This window comes from Nodularia chucula CCY0103 (assembly GCF_963923915.1).
GTDB lineage: Bacteria > Cyanobacteriota > Cyanobacteriia > Cyanobacteriales > Nostocaceae > Nodularia > Nodularia chucula.
Window position 1 is genome coordinate 104735 of the sequence record NZ_CAWUOL010000003.1, and the last position, 17207, is coordinate 121941.

Annotated in this window: 17 protein-coding genes; 13 read left to right on the forward strand and 4 right to left on the reverse strand. The window is 40.8% G+C overall.

The features are described from left to right. Window positions 1-24: 24 nt before the first annotated feature. Window positions 25-285, reverse strand: coding sequence for a photosystem I reaction center subunit PsaK (gene psaK, locus ACM0OP_RS02060; protein WP_414526722.1), 261 nt, complete (start codon window positions 283-285; stop codon window positions 25-27). Window positions 286-479: 194 nt separating this feature from the next. On the opposite strand from psaK, the gene ACM0OP_RS02065 reads away from it, so the two are divergent. From ACM0OP_RS02065 to ACM0OP_RS02125, 13 genes are all read left to right on the forward strand, one after another. Beyond that, the gene (locus tag ACM0OP_RS02065) at window positions 480-1013 is read left to right on the forward strand and encodes a GrpB family protein (protein ID WP_414526723.1); all 534 of its coding nucleotides are present in this window, start codon (window positions 480-482) and stop codon (window positions 1011-1013) included. A gap of 106 nt (window positions 1014-1119) precedes the next feature. After that, window positions 1120-2145 (forward strand): FecCD family ABC transporter permease, encoded by a 1026-nt coding sequence (locus ACM0OP_RS02070; RefSeq protein ID WP_414526724.1) that lies wholly within the window; start codon window positions 1120-1122, stop codon window positions 2143-2145. Between the two features lie 48 nt (window positions 2146-2193). After that, on the forward strand, window positions 2194-4596 hold the full coding sequence (locus ACM0OP_RS02075; RefSeq protein WP_414526725.1) for a TonB-dependent hemoglobin/transferrin/lactoferrin family receptor: 2403 nt from the start codon (window positions 2194-2196) through the stop codon (window positions 4594-4596). 132 nt (window positions 4597-4728) lie between these two features. Then, complete coding sequence (locus ACM0OP_RS02080; protein WP_414526726.1) at window positions 4729-5634, forward strand: ABC transporter substrate-binding protein; 906 nt, start codon at window positions 4729-4731, stop codon at window positions 5632-5634. A 323-nt stretch (window positions 5635-5957) separates the two neighbouring features. Beyond that, window positions 5958-6560, forward strand: a complete 603-nt coding sequence (locus tag ACM0OP_RS02085; RefSeq protein ID WP_414526727.1) for a Uma2 family endonuclease — start codon at window positions 5958-5960, stop codon at window positions 6558-6560. A 282-nt stretch (window positions 6561-6842) separates the two neighbouring features. After that, the gene (locus ACM0OP_RS02090; RefSeq protein WP_414526728.1) at window positions 6843-7283 is read left to right on the forward strand and encodes a SufE family protein; all 441 of its coding nucleotides are present in this window, start codon (window positions 6843-6845) and stop codon (window positions 7281-7283) included. A 67-nt stretch (window positions 7284-7350) separates the two neighbouring features. After that, window positions 7351-8259 (forward strand): alpha/beta fold hydrolase, encoded by a 909-nt coding sequence (locus ACM0OP_RS02095; protein ID WP_414526729.1) that lies wholly within the window; start codon window positions 7351-7353, stop codon window positions 8257-8259. Between the two features lie 269 nt (window positions 8260-8528). Beyond that, window positions 8529-9500, forward strand: a complete 972-nt coding sequence (locus ACM0OP_RS02100; protein ID WP_414526730.1) for a CobW family GTP-binding protein — start codon at window positions 8529-8531, stop codon at window positions 9498-9500. A 57-nt stretch (window positions 9501-9557) separates the two neighbouring features. Further along, on the forward strand, window positions 9558-10619 hold the full coding sequence (locus ACM0OP_RS02105; RefSeq protein ID WP_414526731.1) for a WD40 repeat domain-containing protein: 1062 nt from the start codon (window positions 9558-9560) through the stop codon (window positions 10617-10619). A gap of 76 nt (window positions 10620-10695) precedes the next feature. Then, window positions 10696-10968, forward strand: a complete 273-nt coding sequence (locus tag ACM0OP_RS02110) for a hypothetical protein (RefSeq protein WP_414526732.1) — start codon at window positions 10696-10698, stop codon at window positions 10966-10968. A gap of 329 nt (window positions 10969-11297) precedes the next feature. Beyond that, window positions 11298-12293 carry a metal ABC transporter solute-binding protein, Zn/Mn family gene (locus ACM0OP_RS02115; RefSeq protein ID WP_414526733.1) on the forward strand — a complete coding sequence of 332 codons (996 nt, stop codon included), beginning with the start codon at window positions 11298-11300 and terminating at the stop codon, window positions 12291-12293. 45 nt (window positions 12294-12338) lie between these two features. Further along, complete coding sequence (locus tag ACM0OP_RS02120; RefSeq protein ID WP_414526734.1) at window positions 12339-12569, forward strand: type II toxin-antitoxin system HicB family antitoxin; 231 nt, start codon at window positions 12339-12341, stop codon at window positions 12567-12569. Next, window positions 12566-12787 carry a type II toxin-antitoxin system HicA family toxin gene (locus ACM0OP_RS02125; RefSeq protein WP_414526735.1) on the forward strand — a complete coding sequence of 74 codons (222 nt, stop codon included), beginning with the start codon at window positions 12566-12568 and terminating at the stop codon, window positions 12785-12787. Before ACM0OP_RS02120 ends, ACM0OP_RS02125 begins: the two co-directional genes overlap by 4 nt. A 4-nt stretch (window positions 12788-12791) precedes the next feature. Here the strand turns inward: ACM0OP_RS02125 and ACM0OP_RS02130 are convergent, their stop codons facing one another. The 3 genes from ACM0OP_RS02130 to ACM0OP_RS02140 form a co-directional block, all read right to left on the reverse strand. Further along, on the reverse strand, window positions 12792-14525 hold the full coding sequence (locus tag ACM0OP_RS02130) for a serine/threonine protein kinase (protein WP_414526736.1): 1734 nt from the start codon (window positions 14523-14525) through the stop codon (window positions 12792-12794). A gap of 174 nt (window positions 14526-14699) precedes the next feature. Beyond that, window positions 14700-15197: a DUF427 domain-containing protein gene (locus tag ACM0OP_RS02135; protein ID WP_414526737.1), complete on the reverse strand. Its 498-nt coding sequence runs from the start codon at window positions 15195-15197 to the stop codon at window positions 14700-14702. A gap of 54 nt (window positions 15198-15251) precedes the next feature. Next, window positions 15252-17162 carry an ATP-binding protein gene (locus tag ACM0OP_RS02140; RefSeq protein WP_414526738.1) on the reverse strand — a complete coding sequence of 637 codons (1911 nt, stop codon included), beginning with the start codon at window positions 17160-17162 and terminating at the stop codon, window positions 15252-15254. Window positions 17163-17207 lie beyond the last annotated feature (45 nt).

Consider the following 17207-nt stretch of genomic DNA (forward strand, 5'->3'; position numbering starts at 1 on the left):
GTCCCCAATCCCCAATCCCCAGTGTTAGATTCTGCCGATGTTATGCAGTCCTAAAATAATACCTGCGCCTAAGATATGACCGAAGGCTGTGGTAGCTAGTACCGCAGGTAAACCAAAACCGCCAAAAAATCGGGGTGAGGGTAATTCTGGTTCGGCGTTGGGGTAGTCTATGGTAAATTTGCCCACGGCTATGGCGATGATGTTGGCGAGAATCATGATGATCCCAACTGTGGGACTCCATGCTAGGGGTGTGGTGACAGCAGCGAGTAAGGTTGAAGGTAACACCTGATTAACTCCTGAATTTTTTCATAGGGTTAACCATATCATTTGAATATTTCTCGACTAATTTCAATATCAAACAAGACTTTGCAGCAAGATTTAACAATATTTCTCAATTTTTAATATATTTTCTGTGGGTATATGATCACAGGACTGACGCAACTGGCACAATACGAACTAAATAACGGAGAATTAATTCTATGAAAGTGGAAGTTGTCCCACCTAATCCCAGATGGGTGGAAGAATTTGAGACAGAATCACAGCAAATTGCCTTGGTGATGGCAGAAAATATGATTACGATTCACCATATTGGTAGTACCGCTATTCCCGGAATTTACGCCAAACCCGTGATTGATTTTTTGATTGAAGTCAAAGATATTGGCAAAACTGATGACCAAAGTGTAGCAATGGTGGCAATAGGATACGAAGCTATGGGCGAATTTGGGCTTCCCGGTCGGCGTTACTTTCGTAAAAACAGTTCGCCAGACATGAGAACCCATCACGTCCACACCTATGAAGTAGGTTCATCTGAAATTACCCGACATCTGGCATTTCGTGACTACATGATCTCTCATCCTGATGCTGCTAGGCAATACAGCGAATTAAAACGCGAATTAGCAAAAAAATATTCTCAGGATATTGAAGGATATATGGATGGCAAAGATGAGTTTATTAAAGTTATGGAAAAAAAGGCGCTAGAGTGGCAAGCTTTACTTGCGTCAGCCCACCATTAAAAACGCCAATGGCAGCATCAAGATTTATAGAGTTGGTAACTAACTTCTCATGCTTATTGACAATAGTTTGTATTAATGCTCAAATGTATACCAGGAACTATTGCAAATGAAAATCATCAACATGGCATTGTTAAAGGGGGCATTAAGACTAAAGATAGCAGGCGATCGCATTTATTTGGCAGCTTTTTTCCTCTCTGTAGCACTGCTAGTGGTAGTGGGACTTTCCCTATCATTTGGCTCAGTGGCTATGACTCCCCATCAGTTATGGTTAGCACTCATTGGTCAAGGTGATCAACTGTATCAAACCATTCTTTGGGATTTACGCCTACCCCGCACTTTAGCCGCTTTATTGGTGGGCGCAGCTTTGGGAATGTCCGGCTCTTTATTACAGGGAATGCTGCGAAATGGACTAGCCAGCCCGTTTTTACTGGGTATTTCCGCCGGGGCTGGTTTAGCGGCTGTAGCCATGTTGAGTTTAGGTGTATTGCAGACTTGGATTCCTTTAGGGGCTTGGGTTGGCGGATTGTTGACAACAGTTCTTGTTTACTTTCTAGCTCGGAGTAAAAATGGCATTGCTGTAGAACGGTTGATTTTAGGTGGAGTTGCAGTTAGTTCCTTATTTGGTGCAGTTCAGTCAGTTTTATTATTAATGGCGGAAGATGGCCAAATCCAAGCCGCCTTAAATTGGTTAATTGGGAGTTTAAACGGCCGGGGTTGGAATGAAGTCACCATCTCAGGTTCTTATATTACTGTGGCTTTGTTATGTGGATGCTTGTTAGCCCGTGCTGTCAACTTATTGAATTTAGGTGATGACCTAGCTATCAGTTTAGGGGTTTCCGTCGTGCGATCGCGCATATTGATTGGTGGTATAGCCACACTACTCGCAGCAGGTGCAGTCAGTATCGGTGGTTTAATCGGTTTTGTAGGTTTAATTGTTCCCCACGGAATCCGCCTCATGGTAGGGACAGACTACCGAGCAGTTTTACCACTCAGTGCCATTGGTGGTGCATTAGTTCTCAGCTTTGCAGACTTACTTTCCAGATTAGGTGCTGTAGAACTTCCCGTGGGTGCTGTCACCGCCTTACTGGGTTCTCCCTTATTTATCTATCTATTATATCGGCGTAACTTGTAACTCAATATTTGCTTCCACTTTTCACCATTAAAACTTAGGTAAAAACCAGTGAAACAACTTTCCTTTTTGTTCAGCATGGCGCTGCTGAATCTCTTTGTCATACCCACAGCTTTAGCTGAATCAAATAATCCACAAACTCCCCGCATTAGTGAAATAAAAATTTATTCCACAGATGCAAACTTACTCACCCAGGAACCTGTATTAATTCCCGTTGACCCTGAAGCAGAAGAAGCAGAAATTTGTCCCATTGATTTCACTTCCAATCAGCCAGATGAAGACCAAGAAACTGATGATTGTGAACAGGAAACAGCCGAACAAAATCAACGCCGGGATTCAGATATAGAAATTACTGTCACCGGAACTCGTACACCTAGAGCAATTATTGATTCACCTGGAACTATTACTGTCATTGATGAACAAAGAATTGAAAGAGATTTTATTCAGGATTTTAAAGATTTAGTCCGCTATGAACCAGGAATATCTGTAGGCGATCGCCCCGTCCGGAGTGGTATGGCTGGTCAGGGTAATTCTAGTATTAATATTAGGGGAATTGAAGGCAACCGCGTATTAATTCAAGTCGATGGTGTCAGAGTTCCAGATATTTATACGACTAGCACCAGAGATTTAGTAGGTTTTGACTCCATTAGAAGAGTGGAAATCATTCGTGGTCCTGCTTCTACTCTTTACGGTAGCGACGCTATCGGTGGTGTAATTTCCTTTGTTACCAAAGACCCAGAAGATTATTTGAGGGTTTTTGGTCGTCCGTTTTATGTTAGCGGTAGAGCTAGTTATAACACGGCTGACTATAGTTTTTCGCCCTCAGTCACATTAGCAGGGAAAAGCGGAAACTTGTCAGCTTTAGTACAATATACTCGCCAGGATGGTAGCGAAACTCAAAACTACGGTGGATTAGATCCCAACCCTCAAAGTTTTGACAGTAATAACTTTTTTAGTAAAGTCGTTTTGCAACCCAACGACAATAATATTTTCCGCCTCACAGGAGAATTATTTGAGCGTAACGTTAACACTCAAGTTAGGACTGCGGAAGGATTTAGCGGTTTTACTCGCACTACCACTGTTAGCCAAACAGCTGATGATTCTAATAGTCGGGGACGTATTAGTTTAAGTCATGAATACACTAATCCTAATTTAAGCTCATTCTTGCAGTCAGTGCGATCGCAAATTTATTATCAAACTGCTGAAAGTATAGAAGATGTTCAAACTCGCACCATTAACAGCGTTAATCAGAATGTACGCCGCATTCTCGAAACTGGTTTTAATCAAGATATAGTTGGTGGCGATGTGCAATTTACCAGCAGATTTTTCACAGGAGATATTAGCCATCGCCTAGTTTATGGTTTTGACTTATTCAACACTTCCACCAGTCGTCCCAGAGATTCCACATTATTTAATGAAACCCTGGGAACCAGTACAAAAGTTGTGAGCAGCGAAGTTTTTCCCAATAAAACTTTTCCTGATACTGACACTTTAAGAAGTGGGATTTATATTCAAAATGAAATCGAATTTGCTGATGGTCGGATTACTTTAATTCCAGGGATTCGTTACGACTATTATCAACTGACTCCCTACACAAATGATGTTGCTTTTCAGAATATCAATACTGAAAATTACCAAGTTGATGGTTTTTCTGCTTCCGCTATCTCACCCAAATTAGGTATAGTCGCCAAAGTCACCCCAGAAATATCATTATATGGACAATACGCCCGTGGTTTTAGAAGTCCACCCTATGATGATGCGGCGATCGCCTTTACTAACTTTAATTTTGGTTATACAATCTTACCAAATGCCGACTTAAGACCAGAAACAGTTGATAGTTATGAAATCGGCATCAGAGCCAACTATCCTCAATCTAGCTTCAGTCTCACAGGCTTTTACAACCGCTACGACAACTTTATTGATTCAAATGTCGAACTTGATCCGGTTCTCATTGGTAATCGAGAATTACGCAGTTTTCAAGCTCAAAACATCAAAGGAGCCAAAATATACGGTTTAGAAGCCAGGGGAGAATATCGCTTTAATCAATCTCCCGATGGTTTAAGTCTGTTTGGAACCTTAGCTTATACTATCGGAGATAACCTAGAAACAGACCAACCCCTAGATTCTGTTGACCCCTTCAAAGCCATTATGGGATTACGTTATCGTTCCCCCGGAGAAATTTGGGGTGGAGAACTCACAACCACCTTAGTAGCAGCTAAAGATAGAGTAAGTAACGAAAATTTCTTTAAACCCCAAGGTTACACCACCGTAGATTTACGCGGTTTTTACAACTTTAACGAAAACACCACCTTAAACCTCGGTATTTTCAACCTATTCAACCAGCGCTACACAGAATGGTCTAGCGTGCGCGGGGTCAGTAACAACGACCAATTCCTAGACCTATACACCCAACCAGGAATTAACTTCGCCGCTAGTTTAAGCATCCGGTTTTAAAATCATAGGAGTCAACCAAATTTATATAGGAATCATACTTGATTTATGAAAAATCACAGTACAGCGTAAAAAGGCTTTTCCCTACTCCCCACTCCCCACTCCCCTTTAAAAATCAAAGCGTATTAATATATCATGTCTCAAAAAAAAATTATCTTCACCCTCGCCATCTGCTTAACATTATTCCTCACAGCTTGTAATAATCCCATTTCCCCAGAACCACCAACAACAGCTGCAACTTCAGTTACATCACCCCAAGCATCCGCTCAAAGAATCATCGCCCTCACATCCTTATCTGCGGATATAATTCAGCAACTAGACCAAAGTAAACTAGTAGGAATGACAGGAAGTAGCTTATTAAATAAAGACCCCCGCTTTCAGGATATTGAAAAAGTAGCCCAAGGTCAAACACCACCGGATTTAGAAAAAATTGTCGCCCTCAAACCAGATTTAGTCATTGGTGCAGAAGGATTCTCAGATCAAACACTGCAACAATTAGAAAGACTGGGAATTAAGACCTTTTCCACCAGAGTTAATAACTGGAACTCTCTCCAAGAACTAACTAAAACCCTAGCCAGTTTTATAAATGCAGATCCCACACCATTATTAACCCGCTACGAAACATTTTTACCTGATGATTTATCACCCAGCAGTTCTACCTTAGTTTTAGTTAGCCGCCAGCCAATTTTAACCCCAAATAAAACCAGTTGGGCAGGAGATTTATTAGAAAAATTCCAAGTGCAGAATTTAGCCGCAGACTTACAAGGTAATAGCTCAATACGTGGTTATATCACACTTTCGGCAGAAAAAGTTTTAGAAGCCAATCCCGAAATTATTATTTTGATTAGTCCTCCTCAAGGTGGTTCCGAAACTGCGCTGCTAGATTCCTTTAAAAAGGAAAGTTTTTGGCAAAAATTAGCAGCAACTCAAAATAACCAAGTGTATATCTTTGATTATTACGGACTTATCAATGCAGGTAGCATCGATGCAATTGAAAAAGCTACCCAGCAGCTAAAACAAGCCTTATCTAGAGAGGGGTAAAATCCCGCCAAAAAATTAGAGCGCTCGAACACTGGGTAGTGATTTGGATAAGCCAATCAAAAAAAACGAGCAGTTTCAGCAAAAGCCTAATGCTAAAAATGAAGGAGGCAGTTCTGTTGTTATGGCTAGACCACCAAAACCCAAAAGATAGAGAGCGATCGCACACTTGCCTCCTCCCTACACTTAAAATTTTGGAACTTCACAAATTCTCCTTGATGGTAGTCCTTCTCTTCGGTTGGAAGTTGTTAAGCTAGATATAAAGAAAACTTGCTGGGTTAGATTTACACTACTTTCACTCATCTTGTGCCTCCCATTGCAAAACTATGAATCTAACTAAAAACCGACTCACCTTTGATCAATTCCTTAACTACGACTTCCCCGAAGAAGGTCGCTATGAACTTGTAAATGCAGAAATCATGCGGATACAGGCAACTAGAAAACATGACAATTTAGCAGAATTTATTAGTGATACTTTGAAGTTAGAAGTTAAACGCTTAAATTTAAATTACAGGGTATCTGGAAGAATTGCCATTAGAACTTTAACAGCAAGCGGCAAAGAACAAGGTCGTGTTCCTGATGTTAGCGTAGTCGATAAAAACCTGTGGGATGCTAATTTATCCGCTTACACCGCCTTTATTGAACCGTTACAATTAGCAGTAGAAATAGTTTCTACTAATTGGGAAGATGATTATATAGATAAACTCGATGAATATCAACGGTTAGAAATTTCTGAATATTGGATTGTTGATTATTTAGCTATTGGCAGTCGTAATTATTTAGGTAATCCCAAAGAACCAACAATTTTTGTATATATTCTCAATGAACAAGGCATTTATCAACCAAATGCTTATCGAGGTATAGATAAAATTATATCCCCAACTTTTCCAGAATTAAATATTACAGTCGATCAAGTTTTTGCAGCATAAATACAAATACCAGTAAAATTGTCAGATATGCCCACAGAATTGCTTAACGGGTGACTAGGGTGAACCTAGCCACTGTTCAAGCGCTAACCACTGTTCATTCATATATGGCACTACGCATACACGTTAAGACATAAACTGATCATAAAAGTTAGACACCAAAAGGCTTTTACCCCACTCCCCATTCCCTACGCCCTACTCACTAGCTATATTTCAGCAGATGCGATCCATCGCTGGTAAAATCATCTAAACTCAAACTAAGACTGATTATTTGCAGCTTCTGTTATGTCCTCAATTATAGATTCTTTGCCACCTGCTCTTGCCAAAATTGTTCAGCGTTTTCAACGTGCGAGTGAACCAAAGCGGCGCTACGAACAACTCATCTGGTATGCTCAGAAGCTGAAGGATTTCCCAGAAACTGGCAAAGTTCCAGAAAACAAGGTTCCTGGTTGTGTGTCTCAGGTTTATATTACCGCCGAACTGGATGACGGTAAGGTTGTATACCAAGGTGAATCTGATTCCCAATTAACTAAAGGATTAGTAGGTTTGTTGGTGGAAGGTTTAACTGGACTAACTCCTACAGAAATTGTGGAACTCACCCCAGATTTTATTCAAGAAACAGGTTTAAATGTCAGTTTGACACCTTCCCGTGCTAATGGTTTTTACAACATTTTTAAAACCATGCAGAAAAAAGCACTTGAATGTAAGTTGGATTTACCTAGCTAAATCAATCTCCCCTGCTGCTTCCTTAGGGGGTGGGTCAAAAATCTGATAACAACCAAAATTTAGTGTGATGTCAAGTAATGTAGTATCAACTTATGAGCCTGTGGGATTTGGTGGAACGGTTCACGAATATACCTGGAGTTGGGAAAACCAACCTTTACGGGTAATTTATGAAACCATCGGTACTGGTTCACCTTTATTGCTGTTACCCACCTTTAGCAGTGTTTCTATGCGGGGAGAAATGGGTGAATTGGCTAATTTACTCGCTCCCCATTTTGAAGTTACAGTTCCTGACTGGCCAGGGTTTGGAGAATCTTCTCGTCCGAGTTTAAATTACCGCCCAGAAATATATCAGCAATTTTTAGCAGATTTTATTCAAACTGTTTTTCCGACTCCGATGATTGTGGTTGCGGCTGGTCATGCTGCCAGTTACGTTTTACAATTAGCTGTTAAACAGCCTGATGTGTTTACCAAAATTTTGCTCCTAGCTCCCACTTGGCGGGGGCCTTTACCAACTATGGGTGCAAGTACACAGATAGCAGATTTTGTCAAGGGCTTAGTGCGATCGCCTATAGTTGGACAAGCACTATATAAACTCAACACCACACCATCCTTTTTAACCTGGATGTACCGCCGTCACGTATTTAGTGATGATGCTAAACTCACACCCAGCTTTATTGAAAAAAAATATCAAACAACCCAAAAACCTGGAGCCAGATTTGCTTCTGCGGCGTTCGTCACGGGTAATCTCGATGCTATCAGACAGCAAACTGATTTTCTCACACTAGTGCAATCATTGTCTGTACCCCTGATGGTAGTAATTGGCGAGTCTACACCGCCGAAATCAAGACAAGAAATGAACACCTTAGCAGCACTACCAGCAGTCACCAGCGCCATACTTCCCGGTTCTTTGGGAATACACGAAGAATATCCAGAACTAGTCTTCACAGCAGTGCAAGAATTTCTCTTATCCCCATAAAATCCATCATCGGTGGATTATTTAATAATCATAATCATTCTTATATAATTTTCATACAATTAAACCAATATCAAAACTGGCCATTATTCAAAAATAAAATGCTTTAATATTTACAACTTATTATAGATGCGTCAGGAAAAAAATCAATTTTGTAGTATCACAAAAATCATCACCGCAAACTGAATTACAGTAAATCCACCACAAACAGATAAAAAGAATTATTATGGGTGGTAATGATTATCTAAACTACAAAAAAAGGCATTTAAACAATGTTGACTGAAGAAATCACTAACACAGTACCTGTAACAGTACTCACAGGATATTTGGGTTCCGGTAAAACCACCCTGCTAAACCATATTCTCACCTACGAACACGGTAAAAAAGTAGCAGTTATTGTGAATGAATTTGGTGAAGTTGGTATTGATAATCAACTGATTATTGATGCAGATGAAGAAATTTTTGAAATGAATAATGGCTGTATTTGCTGTACAGTGCGCGGCGACTTAATTCGGATAATTAGTAATTTAATGAAGCGCCGGGATAAGTTCGATCATCTAGTAATTGAAACTACTGGTTTAGCTGACCCAGCCCCAGTGATTCAAACATTTTTTGTGGATGAAGATATGCAAAATCTACTGTCTTTAGATGCAGTAGTAACTGTTGTGGATGCAAAGCATATTTGGCAACACTGGGATGCAGATGAAGCTCAAGAACAAATTGCTTTTGCTGATGTGATTCTGTTAAATAAAACAGATTTGGTCAGCCCGGAACAGTTAGACGAACTAGAACAGCGCATCCGGTCGATGAATGCTATGGCTAAGATTTACCGCACCCAAAACTCAGAACTAGAAATGGATGCTTTATTGGGTGTAAAAGCCTTTGATTTAGCACGGGCGTTGGAAATTGACCCGGATTTTTTGGATGAAGATGCTCACGAACATGACGAAAAAGTTTATTCTGTAGCTTTGGTAGAACCTGGGGAATTAGATGGGCAAAAACTTAATGCTTGGTTGGGGAATTTATTGCAGACTCAAGGGCCAGATATTTTCCGCATGAAGGGAATTTTAAATATTGCTGGGGAAGAGAATCGGTTTGTATTTCAGGGTGTACACATGATTTTAGATGGTAGACCAGATCGCCCTTGGAAAGCAAATGAAATTCGCAAAAATGAATTGGTATTCATTGGTCGGAATCTGGATGAAGCTAAATTAAAGCAAGATTTTCTCGCTTGTTTTGCATAATAGGAATAGGGGAAGGAGAAGTTTCTACCTATCCCCATTCTCTACTCCCCATGACTTATGAATCCCACAGCCAGTAAAACTAAGGAATTTGAAGAACACTATTCAACGACCCTTTCCGACTATGTGACTGCGATCGCATGGTCGCCTCATGATAAAACTTTAGTAGCCACCTCCGCAGATGGGGAAGTCGTACTGTGGAATGATGGTCAGCTGACAACCTTACAAACAGGAAGCGGGACATCAATAGACTGTGTAGCTTTTTCCCCAGATGGTAAATTTGTCGCCGTTGGGGGACAGGATGGAAAAGTAAAAATTTGGCAGGGTACTGAATTAATCACCACACTAGACAACCCCCGGACATGGGTAGATAAACTAGCTTGGAGTCCTAAAAGTAACCAACTAGCCTTTAGTTTAGGGCGTTACGTCCAAGTTTGGGATGCTGATACACAAGAAGTTGTCATCACCCTAAATTTTGATACCTCCACAGTCTTAGGTATTGATTGGCGTAGCGATGGGCAGTACCTAGCCATTGGCGGCTACAAAGGAGTTAAAATTTGGGATGGTCAAAACTGGGATCAAGAGCCATATATCTTAGATATGCCTACTGTGAGTACAGCTATGGCTTGGTCGCCTGATGGCAAATTTCTGGCTTCTGGCAACATGGATCGCAGTATTACCGTCTTAGAATGGAATAACCCTGATCCTTGGATTATGCGTGGTTTTCCTGGAAAAATTCGTCAATTAGCATGGTCACAAGCTACTACCCAACTAGGTGCGCCAATTTTGGCATCCTCCAGCGTTGAAGGTATCGTAGTTTGGGAAAAGCTAGAGAATGAAGATTTAGGCTGGGAGTCACGAATTTTAACTAATCACGTTGATATTATCACGGCGATCGCCTTTGCCCCAAACAGCTTTCTTCTAGCTTCCGCCGCCAGTGATGGTTGGTTGTGTTTATGGAAAAAAGCTAAACAAGTTACCCAAGTCCTCACAGGAGTTTCCGGTGGTTTTTCCAGCCTCGCTTGGCATCCTCAAGGTAAATTCCTCGCCGCCGGTGGAGACAAAGGAGAATTACTCGTTTGGTCAAAAGTATCCCGAGGTCAAGGATTCAGAGGTAGTTAAATCTACCAATCATCGTGCTTGAATGTAGTCAATAAATTGGCTATCCTGTATCAGAAATAGTATCTATCTGCGAATTATGAACATACTCAAAATGATTTTGCTTGCCTGTCCTGTATTTCTTGCATCTATACTATTAGTAGCAAATCCTGCCCAAGCATCTAATATTCAAACTACATCTGCTACCAGCATGATTTCTGTAGCATCTCACCAACCAATTGGGGGATTATCAAATCTTCATGTGACAAAAGCATCTAATCCAATTATGGATCAACTAGGTTGCAATTGTGCTACTTGTTTCCAGTCCAAATACGAAATGTTGCAAGGCAAATTACCATCTTTTAATTTTTAATCAACCTCACCTAATATTACAACTATTTCCAGGGTGCAGCGTAGCTGTGTCCTGTTTAATTTTTTGTATATCTCGTTACTGTTAAATCCAGCCATTTGAATTTAGGACTTACGCACACTCTACGAACTCTTGGCGTTCTTGGCGACTTGGCGGTATGCGCTTCGCGCACGCTACGCGAACGATAAATTAAGCTTTTTGGCAATTTTTGTGTAAGTCCTGGAATTATTAAAAATAATCAATCAAAATCAAATCTATTTTCACAATTTATTTAGTTAGTTAGAGCTACAATTATCTGACATTGCTTTATATCAACAACTAAAGTGATAATTATGATTTTAAAATTTATCCCATTAAATAATTCTTTACGAGCTATTTTAACAGTTTTCACCATCACCTTTATCGGATGTGAAAATCAAGTAGCAAGCACATCATTCATGCAAACCACCCCCAGCATAGATGAGACTCTTCCGCGCGTTATCGCCACTACTAGTGTGCTTTGTGATTTAACTAGACAAGTAGCTGAAAATACAATTAACCTAATTTGCTTGGGTTCTCCAGGTAATGATTCCTACTTCTATCAACTCAGACCAGGAGATCGAGAAGCGATCGCACAAGCTAATCTTATTTTACACAGTGGCTACAACTTTAAACCAGAATTGCAGCAAATATTAGCAGAAACTCAAAACTCCGCCCCCAAAATCGCTGTTAGTCAACTGGCGGTAAATCAACCACAGCAATTTCAAACATCTGGTCAAACCTTAACTAATCCTCATATTTGGCATGATGTGAATAATACTATCAAAATGCTGGATATAATTAGCCAAAACTTAGAAAAATTAGCTCCGGAAAATGCCAGTTTATATAGTGCTAATGCAGCAGCAATTAAAAATGAACTCAGTCAACTGGATAGTTGGATACAATCTAGACTAGATACTATTCCCAATAATCAACGCAAATTAGTTACAACTAGTAATATCCTCAATTATTACACCACAGCTTACAAAATTCCTTTGGTATTAGGGTTAAATGGTGTCAATAATCAAATAAATCCTACAGATACACAAATAAATAATTGGACAAAAACCATACAAGAAGCCCAAATACCCACAATTTTTGCAGAGACGACAATTAACCCAGAATTAATTGCACCTGTGGCTACAAATGCTAATGTCAGACTCGCTAAAAGACAACTATATACTTATGGACTGGGTGAACCGGGAAGCGAAGCCGATACCTATCAAAAATTGATGGTTGCAAATACACGCACAATTGTAGAAGGTTTGGGAGGAACTTACTTAATATTTGCCCCAAAAGTTGCTCAATGAAAAGAATGCTAGAATTTGAACAAGTAATTGAGTAGGTATTGAGTAATGATAGTGGCAAAATCTCAAGCCGAATTTAAGCGCCAAGTGCTGTTATATCCCGGTGAAGATGGTTACTTTGTGGTAGAAGTACCCAGTTTACCTGGTTGCATTAGTCAAGGGAAAACACGAGAGGAAGCCTTGGCAAATATTGAAGAAGCAATTGCACTCTACATTGAAGTTCTGCAAGACCGGGGCGAACCTGTTCCCTCTGATACCATTGAAGTCGTACTGGTATGAGTAAGCTGCCTGTGATATCAGGATCACAGTGTATCAAGGCACTTGAAACAATCGGCTTTATTGTGATTCGACAGCCTGGCAGTCATATCATTTTAGTTCGTGAGCAACCTAAAACCACAATCACTGTACCAGATCATAAAGAGCTAGATCGAGGCACTTTACGTACAATTATTCGTCAAACTGGCTTGTCCGTTGAAGAATTTGTACAACTACTGTAAATGCTCAAGGTTTGATGAGACGTTCCTCAGACTTACGGTATTTAGCAATTAACTTGCGGCGTTTGAGGGGTAGATAAAGCAGCATAGTTGCTAAGGGTAATCCGCTTCCTGATAGTGCTAATAAAATGTAGGGATTCAGCAGTCCGACTATACAAGCAATTCCGCAGCTAATTCCTAATCCTGCTGTGAGTAGCAGCAACCGTATAGCAATTGACTTATTATCAACAGTTTCAATCACATCTCTAGCCGCATACACAGCCCAAATCACAGCCGCATACACAGCCGCATACATAGCCAAACTCGCCCAATAATCCACAGCCGCATACACAGCCAAACTCGCCCAATAATCCACATCCCCAATCACAGCCCCAATCACAGCCCCAATAAAAGCCCCAATAAAAGCCCAAATCACAGCCCAAATCACAGCCGCCTTCACAGCCCAACCCAAAGCCCCAATAAAAGCCCCAATCACAGCCCCACCCACAGCCCCACCCACAGCTATAGCCCAAGACATAGTTATAGATAGACCCGCAACAACTAAAAATATGCCAGCCAGTTTAATATAAGGCACTTTTCTCCTTTCAATTGGCAGAGGAGCAGTCTCAATTTGCACCATCAAAGGGTAAACTTCTGGAACAGCATTACTACGCAATAGCAACTGGCGTTTATACAGCTTGTCAGCCATCAAATTGCTAGTATCCACTTGCACACTACACTGAGTATGATTGCGGCTAAACTGAGCAGGTTCTACACAAATCCACGGGTGAGAATCTGGCGTATGCGGTGGGTCTTGGGGATGAGGCGCGACTTCCCATTTACCTTCGAGCATCGTATCTGGTATCGGGTTCTCAATTGTAATAGTTTGCCTTAGCCTTTCACCTAACCGAGTTGCTTTGAACTCCAGCACCGATGGACTCAATTTCACTCCCGGTACACGCACCAAATCAAGCGGTTTCAACGCATCTAAAGCTGTTTGTGCATCAGCAAAACGTTCCTTGAGTCGAGGTTTCACCATCAACTCCAACCAGTTGAGAAAGCGCAGGCTTAATGTTGGCAACAAATGACGAAAATTAATTACATAAGGGTCATCATCATCACTTAAATTTTGCATCTGCGTTGATTTTGTCCCCGTGAGTAGACAAATTAGGGTTGCACCCAATCCATAAAGGTCAGACCCTACCGTTGGCTTACGCATTTGCTCTGGGGGCATAAAACCCGGAGTCCCATTAAATACACTGCTTGCAGCTAGTTCCTGGCTACTAATGCGACTCATGCCAAAGTCAATTAAATAAACATTCAGTTCCTCATCTACCAATATATTTTCTGGTTTAATATCTCGATGGATAACCGGAGGAATCCGATTTTGCAAATAAACTAAAATTTCTAAGGCTTTGACGGCTATTTGTTTAATTTCTTCCGGGTCAAAGCTGCGTTGAACTGCTAAAGTCGGGGCGTTTTTGTATTCTTGAATTAAACAACAGCCATCCTGTGTTTCCAATACACCCAAACAGTTGGGAATACCTGGGTGATTTAGTCCCTTTAGGACTTGAATTTCTCGCTCATGTTCTTTATACGCTGACCAGTCAGCACCAACTTGAGCAAAACAGAACTGCTTGATTACCACCTGTTGATTTGTCTTGAGGTCTGTCGCTAACCATGCAATTCTGCCACCTTCACGATTCCGTCCCAGTTCGCTGATCACCTCATAGCCTTGTGGGGAAAAGTTGGGATAGTTCATAGTCTGGAGTCAGCAAGGTTAATGTGATTAATTTAGCACATTCAGCTTTTTAGAGGATTTTAGCAAAGTGCAAACATAGTTTGATCCTGACTTGAAATGCCTGGGTTATTAAGTTGGTATTCACGACTCAATTCCTGAGATTTTAAACACTAAATTGTTTACTACAAACACACTTTACCATCCCCAACTACCGGGAATACCCTTGAAGGGACCCAGAATATCATTTGTCACCCAACCACCGTAAAAGCTACCTGGTTGCGGTTGCACCTTTTCTCCATCGACGTAACAAGCATCCATGAGATGAGGATAAAAAGCCACGTAATCTTTAATAGATGCAAAAGCTGGTGTCGGTGCGGGATAGAACCAAGCCGCATTTTGTGCTTCTTTATCGCCAACGCGGATGGTGTAGTAACCAGCAGCACCTTTCCACTCACAAAAACTAGATTTGGGCATCTGTATTAGATGTGACATATTGATGTCATCGGGAGGAAGATAGTAACTCGGTGGATGACTGGTTTCTAAAACCCGTTTAGCACTGTGGGTGTCCGCAATGATGACTTCATTAAAGATGATTTGAATATGTTTACTTGTGTCCTCTAGACGAGGGGGACGGGGATAATCCCAAACTGATTCTTGTCCAGGCTCAGGGTTAATGCGTTGGGGATAGACCATAATCAATCAAGATGAAAATTTTATCAGCAGGTTAATTTAGCAAATATCACTTACTCAAATCGTGCCAATTTGTTTTAAATATACCCTACTAAATGGTTCATTTTCACCCAAAGTGTAATCTTCAATTAACCCCCGATGACGAATAGAAATGTCGTTTTCCTTCTTAAGAACCACGATGGAATCATCAAACACATCCCGCGTTAACATCATTTCTGTAGCGGTAGGATTATCTAAGACTACTATATTACTACCCTGATAAAACATTCCTTCCTCTTCCAGAATGGATTCATCATATTCTGTAATGAGTAAATCCAGTTTGGGATGACGCAACAAAGTTTCTACATTACTGTTATAGTCTGGGCTGAGTGGCTTTTCTGCCCGATTAATAAACACTGCATCATGACAAACTGCACCTATTATCCAGTCAGGATGTTGTTCCAGAATATGGTCAATTGTGTCTTGCAATTCTGCAACTGAAATTTTATTAAAGGTAATGATGGGTATTCTGGCATCAGCACCAGAATCAAAAAAGGTTTCTAAAATTCGGGAAGGAACATCAACACTGTCACCCACGGCAGGATGAAGATGCATTAAAATTCCTGGTGCGGCGTTAATTTCCAAAATGGCGAAGTTTTTACTTGTCTTCCAAGATTCTGAGAGGTTTTCTGCAATTACATCAATCCCCAGACAAGTTAACCGAAAGTGTTGGGCGATGTCTTGAGCGAGGATAATATTATCGTGATGAATTGTAGATGTGGCATCGATGCTAATACCCCCGGCGGAAAGATTAGCAACTTTGCGAAGTTTGACGGTGCGTCCTTTTTTGATCACACTATTCAAGGAATAGCCTTGTTCCTTTAGATAGATTTCCATCGCTGCATCACACTGAATTTTGGACATGGGGGAGGTAGCTGTGTCCATGCGTTCTGGTTGACTGTTTTCAGTGCGAATTAACTCTGCAATGGTGGAGTAACCATCACCAATAACTGATGCGGGACGGCGTTCTATGGCGGCCACAAATTTACCGTTAACACATAATAGGCGAAAATCTGTTCCGGAAATGCTTTTTTCGACAATTACTCGCCTGCTTTGGTCTGGGGGAATTGCCGCTAATGCTGTGCTATAAGCAGATTTTAGTTCTCTGGAACCTCGCACGCCAGCTGTCACGCCAATACCTTTGTGACCGACTACAGGTTTGACTGCTACTGGATAACCAATTTTTTTGGCTGCTGTTAAGGCTTCTGTTTCGGAAAAAACAATTTCACCTTTTGGTATTGGTAAACCTAATGTTTGCAGAAATATTTTGCATTCATCTTTACTGGTGGTGAAATCTGAATCTAAATGACTATCAGAATCAAAGGTTGTGGCTATTCCGCGCACTTGTTTTTTACCATAGCCATATTGCATGAGTGCTTCTGGCCATAAATAAAAGGTGGGAATACCTTTTTGATAGCCTGTTCTTAAGAGGGCGTAAACTGTGGGACCACCGTAAACTGATTGGCGGAATCGTCTTTGTATGACTTGCAGTTCTTCATCGAAGTAGAATCTTTTGTTTTGGGTGATGGCTTCCAACCAATCCCAAGTTAAGTAAATTACAGCTCTGGTTGTGGGTTCATGTAAAGATTGGATGCTGATGCGGCTGTAGTCTGGGTATGGTTTGACGTTCCACAGGTCTAGGTGTAAACCCATGTCTAGTTTGCCAATTTCTGAGGCGACTATGGCAAAGAGATGGGCGGAGGATTCATAGTTGTGTTCTGCTAGATGGGGATAGCGATCGCACACCTGGGAAATATAATCTGCAATAGGTAGGGATTGTTTAGAGGAAATCAGCGCGAAATCAAAAACTAGCGCCCCAGTTGCCAAATATGGATTTGCTCCTGAGTAATGTTTAAAATTAAAAATATCAAAAACATCGTTTCTTCTAGCATTAATCCGGACTAATTCTCTGGTTTTATTTTGCACCATTGATCATAAACCTTTATCTAAGTTTTCCGAATCTGTAATTTATTT